11 protein-coding genes are annotated in these 12,732 nt (G+C 61.9%); 4 read left to right on the plus strand and 7 right to left on the minus strand.

The features are described from left to right. Positions 1–2: 2 nt before the first annotated feature. From ssuD to OO258_RS23640, 5 genes are all read right to left on the minus strand, one after another. Positions 3–1,151, minus strand: coding sequence for an FMNH2-dependent alkanesulfonate monooxygenase (gene ssuD / locus OO258_RS23620; RefSeq protein WP_110744820.1), 1,149 nt, complete (start codon positions 1,149–1,151; stop codon positions 3–5). Between the two features lie 60 nt (positions 1,152–1,211). Next, positions 1,212–2,177 (minus strand): sulfonate ABC transporter substrate-binding protein, encoded by a 966-nt coding sequence (locus tag OO258_RS23625; RefSeq protein ID WP_266033284.1) that lies wholly within the window; start codon positions 2,175–2,177, stop codon positions 1,212–1,214. 85 nt (positions 2,178–2,262) lie between these two features. Next, a complete protein-coding gene (ssuE, locus tag OO258_RS23630) occupies positions 2,263–2,856 on the minus strand; it encodes an NADPH-dependent FMN reductase (RefSeq protein ID WP_266033287.1) in 594 nt (197 codons plus the stop codon). 219 nt (positions 2,857–3,075) lie between these two features. Continuing rightward, a complete protein-coding gene (locus OO258_RS23635; RefSeq protein ID WP_016497546.1) occupies positions 3,076–3,714 on the minus strand; it encodes a peroxiredoxin in 639 nt (212 codons plus the stop codon). 165 nt (positions 3,715–3,879) lie between these two features. Continuing rightward, the gene (locus OO258_RS23640; protein WP_266033290.1) at positions 3,880–5,214 is read right to left on the minus strand and encodes an OprD family porin; all 1,335 of its coding nucleotides are present in this window, start codon (positions 5,212–5,214) and stop codon (positions 3,880–3,882) included. A gap of 534 nt (positions 5,215–5,748) precedes the next feature. Between OO258_RS23640 and tauA the strand changes: the two genes are divergently transcribed. From tauA to tauD, 4 genes are read left to right on the plus strand one after another with little or no spacing between them, the layout of a single operon-like run. Beyond that, a complete protein-coding gene (tauA, locus tag OO258_RS23645) occupies positions 5,749–6,720 on the plus strand; it encodes a taurine ABC transporter substrate-binding protein (RefSeq protein WP_266033292.1) in 972 nt (323 codons plus the stop codon). Between the two features lie 22 nt (positions 6,721–6,742). Further along, the gene (gene tauB / locus OO258_RS23650) at positions 6,743–7,531 is read left to right on the plus strand and encodes a taurine ABC transporter ATP-binding subunit (protein WP_266033295.1); all 789 of its coding nucleotides are present in this window, start codon (positions 6,743–6,745) and stop codon (positions 7,529–7,531) included. After that, a complete protein-coding gene (tauC, locus tag OO258_RS23655; protein ID WP_110744826.1) occupies positions 7,528–8,367 on the plus strand; it encodes a taurine ABC transporter permease TauC in 840 nt (279 codons plus the stop codon). Before tauB ends, tauC begins: the two co-directional genes overlap by 4 nt. Before the next feature lie 48 nt (positions 8,368–8,415). Next, positions 8,416–9,249 (plus strand): taurine dioxygenase, encoded by an 834-nt coding sequence (gene tauD / locus OO258_RS23660; RefSeq protein WP_266033298.1) that lies wholly within the window; start codon positions 8,416–8,418, stop codon positions 9,247–9,249. A 125-nt stretch (positions 9,250–9,374) separates the two neighbouring features. Here tauD and betT read toward each other — a convergent pair whose 3' ends face one another. Both betT and epsC read right to left on the minus strand, forming a co-directional pair. Beyond that, entirely contained in the window at positions 9,375–11,336 is a 1,962-nt protein-coding gene (gene betT / locus OO258_RS23665; RefSeq protein WP_177410742.1) for a choline transporter BetT, read from the minus strand. A 348-nt stretch (positions 11,337–11,684) separates the two neighbouring features. Next, a complete protein-coding gene (epsC, locus tag OO258_RS23670) occupies positions 11,685–12,617 on the minus strand; it encodes a serine O-acetyltransferase EpsC (protein WP_110744829.1) in 933 nt (310 codons plus the stop codon). Positions 12,618–12,732: the final 115 nt, after the last annotated feature.

Raw genomic sequence — 12,732 nt, forward strand, 5'->3', positions numbered from 1 at the left:
CCTCAGCTCTGCGACACGGACTTGGGCAGGATGTCGTTGGCCACCATCTCGCCGAACGGGCTTACATACCCACCGGTTTTCGGCTGCTCCGGGCGCTGCACATCAAGGTGCGGGAACAGCAGCTCCGCCACGCGGTAAGACTCTTCCAGGTGTGGGTAACCCGAGAAGATGAAGGTATCTATGCCCAAGTCGGCATATTCCTTCACCCGTGCTGCCACGGTAGGGCCGTCGCCCACCAGCGCGGTACCCGCGCCGCCCCGTACCAGGCCAACACCTGCCCACAGGTTGGGGCTGACTTCCAGGTTGTCGCGGTTGCCGCCGTGCAAGGCAGCCATACGCTGCTGGCCTACCGAATCAAAGCGCGCCAGCGAAGCCTGGGCACGGGAAATGGTGTCATCGTCCAGGTGCGAGATCAGGCGGTCAGCAGCAGCCCAGGCTTCTTCGTTGGTTTCCCGCACGATTACGTGCAGGCGGATACCGAAGCGTACTTCGCGGCCTTGAGCGGCAGCTTTTTCGCGCACCTGGGCGATTTTTTCGGCTACAGCGGCCGGTGGCTCGCCCCAGGTCAGGTACAACTCGACCTGTTCGGCAGCCAGGTCCTGGGCGGCCTCGGACGAACCACCAAAATACAGCGGAGGACGTGGCTGCTGAATCGGCGGGTAGAGCAGCTTGGCGCCCTTCACCTGAATGTGTTTGCCCTCGTAATCCACGTTTTCGCCTTCCAGCACCTTGCGCCAGATGCGGGTGAACTCGACCGAGGCCTCGTAGCGCTCCTGGTGGTTCAGGTGCAGACCGTCGCCGGCGAGCTCGTCCGGGTCACCGCCGGTTACCAAGTTGAACAACGCGCGGCCATTGGACAGGCGATCGAGGGTTGCGGCCTGGCGTGCTGCCACGGTTGGCGAAATGATGCCCGGGCGCAAAGCAACCAGGAATTTCAGGCGCTGAGTCACGGGAATCAGCGACGCAGCCACCAGCCAGGAATCCTCGCAGGAGCGCCCGGTCGGGATCAACACTCCACCAAAACCCAGGCGGTCGGCAGCCTGCGCGATCTGCTGCAGGTAACCGTGATCGACCGCACGTGCGCCGTCGGAAGTGCCCAGGTACTTGCCGTCACCATGGGTTGGGAGGAACCAGAAAATGTTAAGGCTCATTGGAGTTGTCTCCTCAAGGGTGGCTCAGGCCGGGGCGGCGCCCCGGCACAGGCGAATCAATCAAGGCGCGCTGGCGACCTTGGCCGGGGGTGTCCAGATCACGTCCTTGATGCTCAGCGGCTTGGGAATAAGCTTCAGCGCCTGGAACGTGTCGGCGATTTTCTGCTGCGCGGCCACCACGTCGGGGGTCAGCGGCGCAGCGCCGTAGCCTTGGCGTTTGACCGAGGTCAAGGTGATGTCGGCAGGCAGGCCGAGCAGCGGGGCAACCTGGTCGGTCACTTCCTGCGGGTTGGCCTGGGACCACTCGCCCACGGCGCGCACTTCTTCGATCACGGTGTTGATCACCGCTGGGTGCTGTGTCGCATAGTTGCGGGTGGCGAGGTAGAACTGGTGGTTGTCGACCAGGCCCTTGCCGTCACGCAGGGTGCGCGCTTGGAGCTGCTGCTCGGCGGCGGCCTGGTACGGGTCCCAGATCACCCAGGCATCCACGCTGCCGCGTTCGAAGGCGGCGCGGGCGTCGGCAGGTGGCAGGTAGACAGGCTGGATGTCGCTGTACTTGAGGCCGGCATCTTCCAAGGCGCGGACCAGCAGGTAGTGCACGTTGGAGCCTTTGTTGAGGACGACCTTTTTCCCCTTGAGGTCCTTCACCGACTGGATCGGCGAGCCCTTGGGCACCAGGATCGCTTCGCTGTGCGGCGCTGGCGGCTCGTAAGCCACGTAGAGGAGATCGGCGCCAGCGGCCTGGGCGAACACAGGAGGGGTCTCACCGGTGACACCAAAATCGATGGACCCGACGTTCAGCCCTTCAAGCAGCTGCGGGCCACCGGGGAACTCGGTCCACTGCACCTGCACGCCCTGCTCGGCCAGGCGTTTCTCCAGCGAGCCCTTGGCCTTGAGCAGCACCAGAGTGCCGTATTTCTGATAACCGATACGCAGGCTTTCGGCCTGGGCTTGGGTAATGGCGCCGAAGGACACAGCCGCCGCAAACAGGGCGACCAGACCACGACGCAAGAAGACTGTGCGCATGGCGCTCTCCTGTGCGAATGAGGTTCGGGTTGCACCTGCTTGCCTCGTTGTCGGGCGAGTAAGGTGGTGAAGCGGGTAGTGCCGTTCAGATGCTCCAGCGGGCGCTGATCAGGCGTTCGTTCAATACGCCGGGGGCCACCGGGCGCGGTCGACGGGCCAGGGCAACATGGAAAGTTTCCAGCGAGTCGTGCAGGCGTTCTTCCAGCGCCTGTACCAACTGCGCGGGCTTTGTACCTTCTGCGTAAGCCACCTGGCTGTCGTCGGCAAAGATCCCTTGCAGGGTCTCTTGTGCCTTCAGGGCCGACAGCACCGGCTTCAATGCGTAATCCACCGCCAGCATGTGGGCGATGCTGCCACCGGTGGCGATTGGCAACACGATCTTGTGTGCCAAGGCGCGCTCGGGCAGCAGGTCCAGCAAGGTTTTCAGGGCACCGGCAAACGAAGCCTTGTACACCGGGGTGGCGACGATCAGGCCATCAGCCTGGGCTACCAGTTGTTGAAAGTGCTGCACATGCGGGCTGTCGAAACGGGCATGCAGCAGGTCTTCGGCGGGAAAGTCACGCACCTGGAACGTCACCACTTCAACGCCGCGGTCCTGCAGCCACTGGCGCGAACGCTCGAGCAGCACGCCGGAGCGTGAACGGAGACTTGGGCTACCACCGATTGAGACGACCAGCATTGCTGCGCTTCCTTGTGTTCTGTTGGAGGTGACATTAACAGCTGCTACATATATCTAGAAATCATATTTTTTCATTTGTTTATTCCATTAGTGTCTTTAACCATTAGGGCCTCTTCGCAGGCGCGCCGGCTCCCACAGGTTTTTGGCAGGCATAAAAAAGGGCCGTCGAAACGGCCCGAAAATCCCTGCTTGGCTAAGAGCAATGCAACGAGGAATCCATTAACGATTGGGCTGAGGGGTCAGGCGCAGATAGGGTTTGACCGCCCGGTAACCTTTGGGGAAGCGCTGCTTGATCTCCTCCTCATCCTTGAGCGAAGGCACGATCACCACCTCGTCGCCGTCCTGCCAGTTACCTGGCGTGGCGACCTTGTGGTTGTCGGTCAACTGCAGCGAGTCGATCACCCGCAGAATCTCATTGAAATTGCGCCCGGTACTGGCCGGGTAGGTAATGGTCAGGCGCACTTTCTTGTTTGGGTCGATGACGAACAGCGAGCGTACGGTCAGGGTGTCGCTGGCGTTCGGGTGGATCAGGTCGTACAGGTCGGACACCTTGCGGTCAGCGTCGGCAATGATCGGGAAGTTGACCACAGTGTTCTGGGTCTCGTTGATGTCCTCGATCCACTTGTGGTGCGAGTCGACCGGGTCCACCGACAGGGCGATGGCCTTGACCCCGCGCTTGGCGAAATCGTCCTTCAGCTTGGCAGTCAGGCCCAGCTCGGTGGTGCACACCGGCGTGAAGTCGGCCGGGTGGGAAAACAACACCCCCCAGCTGTTGCCCAGCCACTCGTGGAAGCGGATCTTGCCTTCGCTGGAATCCTGTTCGAAATCGGGGGCGATATCGCCGAGTTTGAGGCTCATGGGCTGCGGCTCCTTGGCTGGGTTCTGTACCGTATGGGTTCAATGTGCCTGCAATCGGTTAAAAACAAAAAGAATAAATAACAATTTATTTATAACTATAATGCATACCAATCTAGAGGCACAAAAAAGCCTCGCTCTAAGCGAGGCTTTCTCTGTGATTACGAATTACAGGAAGCTGTAAGTGTAGTTCACGATGAAACGAGTCTGGTCTTTGTCCAGGGCGCTTTCGCCGCTACCACGGTAGACGCCTTGACGCAGGCTGAAGCCCAGGCCTTTGAGAGCGCCTTCCTGAAGGGTGTAGTCGACGCGGGCGTCACGTTCCCATTCGTTGTAGCTGCCGTCACCGGACTTGTTGCGAACATCGTCACCACGCAGGTAGGCCACCGAAGCCTTCAGGCCTGGAACACCCAGAGCCGCAAAGTCATAGGAGTACTGACCAAAGGTCGTATTCTCACCCGCACGGGCAAACTGGTTGATCATGCTATCGGTGAACAGGTAGAAGCTCGCGCCGCCGTTGCCTTCCACAGAGGAAGTGGAACCGTCTTTACGAACGCTACCTTGGTTCAGCCAGACGAAACCACCATCATCACCCACTTGCTGGTGACCGAGCATCAGCGCGTGGCCACCCAGGGTGTAGGTGAACATGGCGCTCCAGGTCTTGTTGTCGACCTCGCCCGAGTTCTTCGCATAGCCACCGTTGTTGTCGAAGGCATAACCAGTCTGGCCATTCTTGCCATCGCTGCTGCTGTCGAAGTAGCGCAGGTCAGTCTTGAACGACTGGTTGTCGGCGATCTTGAATACGTGAGTCGCACCCAGGAAGTGCTGCTTGTAGAAGTCTTCCAGGTTCGAGTAGTAGTACTGCAGGGTCAGGTCTGGAGTGAGCTTGTAATCACCGCCGGCGAACTGGAACTTGTTGCTGTCCCGGAAGGCGCCAGAAACGGAGAGACCGGTACGGTTGCTCGAAGCACGACCCATGGCGTGGGTCAGTTGACCCGCGTTGATGGTCAGGTTGTCGATTTCCTTCGACTGGAGAGTGCCACCCTCGAAGGTCTGTGGCAGCAGACGACCATCGTTGGAGACCAGGATCGGCAGCATAGGCGCCAGGGCGCTACCGTAGTGGACCTCGGTTTTGGAGAAGCGAGCCTTGGCATTACCGCCAATGCGTGCCCAGTTGTGAACTGCCGAACCATCGGAGTCACTCGGGAAGAACGTGTTGTTGGCATCTGGACGGCTACCACGGCCACCATCCAGGTGAATGCCCCACAGCGCTTGAACGTCAACACCAAAGCCTACGGTGCCTTGGGTGAAACCAGACAGGTAGTCGAGCTTGAAACCCTGCCCACTTTCTTTCTGGTCGATACCGCTTTCGCGGTTGTCATCGTTGAAGTACATGGTGCGCGAGCTGAGCGACAGTTTGCTGTCTTCAACGAAACCGGCAGCGCCTGCTTGTTGGGCGAGAACCCCCAATGCCACGGCCAGAGCCAGGCTGGACTTGTACATGTTTTGCTCCTCTACGTTCTAATTCTTGTGTATCTCTGGCGGCAGGGTCTTCTGCCCCGCTCACCGTGGATTGGCGATTAAGTCCCAAAGCGTGACCATTAAGTCAATCGTTTCTAAACGTTTCACGACTTTGGTCTAAGACGCCACCTGCGCTACAGGATAATGACAATCCTATAAATCCAAAATGACCGTTTTATGAATTTGTAAGATTTTTAAGGAATATGTTAGGAACCTTTACTGCCATTCGTTGTAGCGGGGCCACCTTTTCATAACCATTGGTTATTTGCAAACGTTTGCTTATAACCTAATTCCGTATGGTTCTATAGGAGCGAAAACCTTTGCAGGTTGTGCGGGTTTCGCCATTGGCCCAGATTGCGACCCCATGTCCTGCCCGGCATGGAGCTTGCTGGATGGCCTGCCCCCCTAAGGCCTTTGCCTCCTAAGCTAATTCGAAAAAGTTATTTATTTTTGATTTCTTAGATCATTTAGCCTTCTCGTCATCCATTACCCAGATTGCCTGACGAGAGGTTCACCATGATCCCGCATGCCCCGCTGCGCCTGTTCGCCGCCCTGACCCTCGCCGGCACCAGCTGGCTGGCCCAGGCTGCAGACCTGACAGTCGCCTACCAGACCACGGTCGATCCAGCCAAGGTGGCGCAGGTCGATGGCGACTACGAGAAGGCCAGCAAGGCCAGCATCGACTGGCGCAAGTTCGACAACGGCGCCGACGTGATCACCGCCGTGGCCAGCGGTGACGTACAGATCGGCTACCTCGGCTCCAGCCCGCTGGCCGCCGCTGCCACCCGCAAACTGCCGGTCGAAACCTTTCTGATCGCCACGCAGATTGGCGCCGGCGAAGCACTGGTCGCCCGCGACAGCGTCAAGACCCCACAAGACCTGATCGGCAAGAAAGTCGCCGTGCCGTTCGTGTCCACCGGCCACTACAGCCTGCTGGCAGCCCTGAAAAGCTGGAACATCGATCCGTCCAAGGTGCAAATCCTCAACCTCGCACCCCCAGCCATCATTGCTGCCTGGAAGCGCGGAGACATCGATGCAACCTACGTCTGGGACCCGGCCCTGGGCGTGGCCAAGGAAAACGGCAAGGTGCTGATCACCTCTGGCGAGCTGGCCGCCAAAGGCGCGCCGACCTTCGATGCGTGGATCGTGCGCAAGGACTTCGCCGCCAAACACCCCGATGTGGTCAAGGCCTTCGCCAAAGTGACCCTCGATGCCTATGCCGACTACCGCAAGGACCCGAAAGCGTGGCTGGCCAACCCCGACAACGTGACCAAGTTGGCCAAGCTGTCCGGCGCCAAACCTGCCGACATCCCGGTACTGCTGCAGGGTAACGTCTACCCGCTGGCTGCCGACCAGGCCAGCGCCTTGGGTGCGCCAACCACCCAGGCACTGACCGACACCGCGACCTTCCTCAAGCAACAGGGCAAGGTCGACGCGGTACTGCCGGACTACTCGCCATACGTCAGCGCCCAGTACCTCCCCAACTAAGCCTGCACAACCGGAGCCCGCCATGGCCTTGCTCGAACTGGAGCGCATCAGCGCACAGTACCCCGGTGCCGCCACCCCGGTACTGGCCGATATCAACCTGAGCCTGGGGCCTCGCCAGTTGCTGGTGGCCCTGGGGCCATCCGGCAGCGGCAAGACCTCGCTGCTTAACCTGATCGCCGGCTTCGTCCCCCCCAGCGCCGGCCGTATCACCCTTGACGGTGTGCCGGTGGAGGGCCCCGGCGCCGAGCGCGGCGTGGTATTTCAGGACGACGCGCTGCTGCCCTGGCAGAACGTGCTAGGCAACGTCGCCTTCGGCCTGGAGCTGGCCGGCGTGCCGCGCGTCGAGCGTGAAGCCAGGGCACGCGAGATGCTGGCCCTGGTCGACCTCGCCGGCTTCGGCGAGCGGCGCATCTGGCAGCTGTCAGGTGGCCAGAAGCAACGCGTGGGCCTTGCCCGGGCACTGGCAGCCGACCCACGGGTGCTGCTGATGGACGAACCGTTCGGCGCCCTCGATGCCTTCACCCGCGAGCAGATGCAGGAGTTGTTGCTGCAGGTGTGGCAACGCACCGCCAAGCCGGTGTTCCTGATTACCCACGACATTGAAGAGGCCGTGTTTCTGGCCAGCGAGCTGGTGCTGCTGGCACCCAACCCGGGGCGTGTAGTGGAACGTCTGCAACTGGACTTCGGCCAGCGCTATGCCGCAGGTGAGTCGGCCCGGGCGATCAAGTCCGACCCGGCCTTCATCGAAACCCGCGAGCACGTACTGGCCCGCGTTTTCTCTCAACGCCAAAGCTTGCAGGAGCGCGCATGAGCAGCCTGGACCTGCCGGTTACCGGCAAAAGCGAAGAACAAGCCCGGCCAGCCACCCGGCTGAGCCGCCCACTGCCTACCCGCTGGATCAGCGCCCTGACCCTCGCCAGCCTGCTGCTGGCTTGGTGGCTGGTGACTGCCGCCGGTTGGGTCGAGCCCCTGTTCCTACCCTCGCCCAGCGATATCCTGGCCAAAGCCTGGACCTTGCTGACCCAGGGCTACATGGACGCCAGCCTCTGGCAGCATCTGGGCGCCAGCCTGGGGCGCATCGGCGTGGCCCTGGTGGCCGCCACCCTCACTGCCATCCCGGTGGGTATCGCCATCGGCTACAACCGCATTGCACGCGGCATCCTCGACCCGCTGATCGAGTTCTACCGGCCGATCCCGCCGCTGGCCTACCTGCCGCTGATCGTCATCTGGTGCGGCATTGGCGAGCTGTCGAAGGTATTGCTGATTTACCTGGCGATTTTCGCCCCGATCGCCATTGCCACTGCCACCGGCGTACGCACGGTCGACCCAGCCAAGCTGCGTGCCGCGCAGTCGCTAGGCGCCAGCAAGGCCCAGCTGATTCGCCATGTGATCCTGCCCAGCGCGCTGCCCGACATCCTCACCGGTATCCGCATCGGCCTGGGGGTTGGCTGGTCGACCCTGGTCGCCGCCGAACTGATCGCTGCCACCAGCGGCCTAGGCTTCATGGTGCAGTCGGCGGCGCAGTTCCTGGTCACCGATGTGGTGGTACTGGGCATTCTGCTGATCGCCCTGATCGCCTTCGCCCTGGAGATGAGCCTGCGTGCCCTGCAACGCAAGCTGGTGCCCTGGCACGGGCAAAGCCACTGAACCCCATTGCCCACGCCAGCACACTGGCGCCTGATTGAAGAGACCGACATGAGCCTGACCATCACCCCACTCAGCCCGGCGCTCGGCGCCCAGATCAGCGGTGTGGACATCAGCCGCGAAATCAGCGCAGCAGAACGCGACGCCATCGAACAGGCGCTGCTGCAGCACCAGGTGCTGTTCTTCCGCGACCAGCCGATCACCCCGGAGCAGCAGGCGCGCTTTGCTGCCCGCTTCGGTGACCTGCACATTCACCCAATCTACCCCAACGTGCCGGACACCCCGCAGGTGCTGGTACTCGACACAGCAGTGACCGATGTACGCGACAATGCCGTATGGCACACCGACGTGACCTTCCTGCCGACCCCGGCACTGGGCGGGGTGCTCAGTGCCAAGCAGTTGCCGGCCTTCGGTGGCGATACCCTGTGGGCCAGCGGCATTGCCGCCTTCGAGGCCTTGTCGGTGCCGCTGCGGGAAATGCTCGATGGGCTGACCGCTACCCATGACTTCACCAAGTCATTCCCGCTGGAGCGCTTTGGCACCACGGCCGAAGACTTGGCGCGCTGGGAAGCCACCCGGCGCAACAACCCACCGCTGTCGCACCCGGTGGTGCGTACGCATCCGGTCAGCGGGCGCAAGGCGTTGTTCGTCAATGAAGGGTTTACTACACGCATCAATGAGCTGAGCGAGCTGGAAAGCGAGGCGTTGCTGAAGCTGCTGTTCGCCCATGCTACGCGGCCGGAATTCAGCATTCGCTGGCGGTGGCAGGAGAATGACGTGGCGTTCTGGGACAACCGCGTGACCCAGCATTTCGCGGTGGATGACTACCGGCCGAACCGGCGGGTGATGCACCGCGCGACCATCCTTGGGGATGCGCCTTTCTAGCTGTTGCCTGTCCCGGCCTCTTCGCGTACAAGCCCTCCCCCACAAGTACAACACAGGTTTCGAAACCGGTGCCGTGCCTGTGGGAGCGGGCTTGCCCGCGAAGAGGCCGGGACAGGAGAGCTTGGTCAGCGGACCAGGTGCAGGTACTGCATGTGCCGCTCGTACTGGTCGAGGATGTCGTTGATGATCTGCTCCTTGCTGTAGCCCACCAGGTCATAGTTCTGGCTGCCTTCGCTCAGGTGCACCTCGGCGCGGTAGTAGCGGCGGTTCTTCAACTCTTGCGTACCCAGCCCACCCAGGGCGAACGATGGCGTGAAGTAGCCACGCATCTGCACCTGGTAAATGAACGGCTGTTCCTCGCCATGGCCAATCTTCAGGCTGACGTTGTCGTGGCTCGGGTCGTCCTGGGTAATCAGTACCAGGCCCTTCTGCTCGAACACTTCACGCACGTCGGCAATCGCCGGGCGCACCACGTCGTCCATGAAGCGGTACACCTCATCACGCGACGGGAAGTGCACCGCCTGGCTCAGGCGCTGTCGCCAGCCACCACGGCCACGGCGTGACTGGGCGAACGGGGCCAGCGAGTGCATCTGCGCGATCTGGCGTTGCGACTCCAGGTAGAACGCCTTGTGCAGCCCCCACATCATGCACAGCAGAATCAGCGAGAACGGCAGCGAGGTCAGCACCACCGCCGACTTGAGCGAATCGATGCTGCCCGCAAACAGCAGTGCACTGGTGATCAGCGCGGTCATCGCCCCCCAGAAGATGCGCAGCCAGTTCGGCCCATCTTCATCGGCATCACCGCCCTGGGCTGACAGGGTCGAGAGCACCACAGTGCCCGAGTCGGCCGAGGTCACGAAGAACACGAAGCTGATGAACACGGTAGTGGCGATCACCACCTTGCTCCAGGGGTACGTCTCCAGCAGCAGGTACAGGCTCATCGACGGGTTGTCCAGCGCGGACTGGCCCAGTGCGGTCATGCCGTGGTTGATCACCTGGTCGAGTGCACTGTTGCCGAAGATCGACATCCACGCCAGGGTGAAGCCCAACGGGATCAGCAGCACGCCAAAAACGAACTCGCGGATAGTACGGCCACGGGAAATGCGGGCGATGAACAGGCCCACGAACGGCGCCCAGGCAATCCACCAGGCCCAGTAGAAGACCGTCCAGCCGCCCAGCCAGTCACGGTTTTCACCGTAGGCATAAACGTCGAAGCTCTTGCGCGGCAATGCGCCCAGATAGTCGCCAAGGTTCTGGATCAGGGTGTTGAACAGGTGTTGGGTTGGCCCGGCGAACAGCACGAACAGCAGCAGCGCGCAGGCCAGGAACAGGTTGATGTCGCTCATCACCCGCACACCCTTCTCTACCCCGGCAACGGCCACGGCCACGGCCGCGCCCATCATCAGTGTGATGAGGATCACCTGCACCCACTGGCTATGGCTGATGCCGAACAGGTAGTCGAGGCCGGCGTTCAGGTGCAGCACGCCAAAGCCCATGTCGGCGCCCAGGCCGAACACCGTGGCGATGATGCCGAAGCCGTCCACCGCGTAGCCGATCGGCCCGTTGATGCGCTTGCCGATCAGCGGGTACAGCGCCGAGCGCAGCGCCAGCGGCAGGTTGTGTCGGTAGGCGAAGTAGGCCAGCGCCATGCCGACAAAGGCGAATACGCCCCAGCCATGCAGGCCCCAGTGCAGGAACAGGATCTGCATCGCCTGGCGCCCGGCCTCGGCCGTGCCCGCTTCGCCCTGGGGCGGTTGCAGCATGTGGGTCAGCGGCTCGGAGACACAGAAGAAGAACAGCGTAATGCTGATACCGGCGGCAAACAGCATGCCGGCCCATGACAGGTAGCTGAACTCGGGTTCGTCGTGGTCGGCACCGAGCTTGATCTTGCCGTAGCCGGACAAGGCGGTGACCACCACGAAGACCAGGTACAGCGTCATCGCCAGCATGTAGTACCAGCCGACCGTGTTGGCGGCCCAGTTCTGCGCCGCCAGCAACCAGTCGCCTGCAGCTTGCGGATTGCTGATGACCACCAGGCCGAAGATGAGGATGAAGCTTGCCGCAAAATAGAACACCGGGGGGTTCATGCGGATCTTGCCATTGGCAAGGGACGGGTTCGGTGCACTCATCGGGCGTGCACCTCGTCACATGACGTAAGGTTCGGAATGAACGGGTTCAGCAAAGGAATCCTCCTGTTGAACACCGGCAGCGGACCAGCGTTTTTTCATTGAACAAGCGTTCAAGTTAACCATGGATCGGATTTCAATGCGAATTGGGGCGCTGATTGGCGTTCTCTTGCGCTGGCCTCTTCGCGGGTGAACCCGCTCCCACAGAGGCCTCACAGAACCCGAAACTTGTGCAGTACCTGTGGGAGCGGCGGTGCGGCGATCCGATTTACCCGCGAAAGGGCCGGTACAGGCTAAGCAAATGCCAGATCAGTTCTTGTCCTGGCAATCCAGCTGCAGGTTGGCCTGGGTGATGTTGCTCTCAGCCGGTACGCTGCGGGTCAGCCACACATTGCCGCCAATGGTCGAACCCTTGCCGATGGTAATGCGCCCCAGCACTGTGGCTCCGGCGTAGATCACTACATCGTCCTCGACGATGGGATGGCGCGGCAGGCCTTTGTGCAAGGTCCCCGACTCATCGCTTGGGAAGCGCTTGGCACCCAGAGTCACCGCTTGGTAGATGCGCACGCGCTCGCCGATGATTGCGGTTTCGCCGATGACCACGCCGGTTCCGTGGTCAATGAAGAAGCTTGGCCCGATCTGCGCGCCTGGGTGAATGTCGATACCGGTGGCCGAATGCGCCAGCTCCGAACTGATCCGCGCCAGCAGCGGCAGGCCGGCCCGGTACAGGTGGTGCGCCAGACGGTGGTGGATGATCGCCAGGATCCCGGGGTAGCACAGCAGCACTTCATCGACGCTGCGGGCGGCCGGGTCACCGTGGTAGGCGGCCAGCACGTCGGTGTCGAGCAGCACGCGCAATGCCGGCAGCGCAGCGGCAAAGCCCTGTATCAGGCTCAGGGCCTGGGCATCGACGCTGGCCAGCTCAGCCTTGCTTTGCCGGGCGGCATAGCGCAACTCCAACCGCGCCTGGGTCAGCAAGGCGGTCAGCGCGGCATCCAGGGTATGGCCCACGTAAAAGTCTTCGCTCTCCTCGCGCAGGTCCACCGGCCCAAGGCGCATGGGGAACAACGCACCGCACAGTTGCTCCAGAATCTGCCGCATCGCCTCCCGCGATGGCAGCTCACGCCCGCCCTGCTCGCCAATGCTGCGGCCATTGCGGGTGCGCCATTGCTCACGGGCGCCGCGCAGGCCAGTGACAATGCTCTGCAACTGCCAGTGCGCGGATGAAGGTTGTTCGCTCACGGTTTTCTCCTGCCGTATAGGCCATCTGATTTTTTCGCCAGGCCCGGCCCTTTCGCGGGCACGCCCGCTCCCACAGGTACAGCACAGCTTTTGAGCCCTGTGCGGTACCTGTGGG

It is taken from the genome of Pseudomonas sp. DCB_BI, assembly GCF_026240995.1.
Classification (GTDB): domain Bacteria; phylum Pseudomonadota; class Gammaproteobacteria; order Pseudomonadales; family Pseudomonadaceae; genus Aquipseudomonas.

Excerpts from the sequence above, each read along its gene's own strand:
- OO258_RS23640 (WP_266033290.1), bottom strand. The coding sequence starts at position 5,214 with ATGTACAAGTCCAGCCTGGCTCTGGCCGTGGCATTGGGGGTTCTCGCC.
- OO258_RS23625 (WP_266033284.1), bottom strand. The coding sequence starts at position 2,177 with ATGCGCACAGTCTTCTTGCGTCGTGGTCTGGTCGCCCTGTTTGCGGCG.
- tauB (WP_266033295.1), top strand. The coding sequence starts at position 6,743 with ATGGCCTTGCTCGAACTGGAGCGCATCAGCGCACAGTACCCCGGTGCC.
- OO258_RS23635 (WP_016497546.1), bottom strand. The coding sequence starts at position 3,714 with ATGAGCCTCAAACTCGGCGATATCGCCCCCGATTTCGAACAGGATTCC.
- tauC (WP_110744826.1), top strand. The coding sequence starts at position 7,528 with ATGAGCAGCCTGGACCTGCCGGTTACCGGCAAAAGCGAAGAACAAGCC.
- tauD (WP_266033298.1), top strand. The coding sequence starts at position 8,416 with ATGAGCCTGACCATCACCCCACTCAGCCCGGCGCTCGGCGCCCAGATC.
- ssuD (WP_110744820.1), bottom strand. The coding sequence starts at position 1,151 with ATGAGCCTTAACATTTTCTGGTTCCTCCCAACCCATGGTGACGGCAAG.
- tauA (WP_266033292.1), top strand. The coding sequence starts at position 5,749 with ATGATCCCGCATGCCCCGCTGCGCCTGTTCGCCGCCCTGACCCTCGCC.
- ssuE (WP_266033287.1), bottom strand. The coding sequence starts at position 2,856 with ATGCTGGTCGTCTCAATCGGTGGTAGCCCAAGTCTCCGTTCACGCTCC.
- betT (WP_177410742.1), bottom strand. The coding sequence starts at position 11,336 with ATGAACCCCCCGGTGTTCTATTTTGCGGCAAGCTTCATCCTCATCTTC.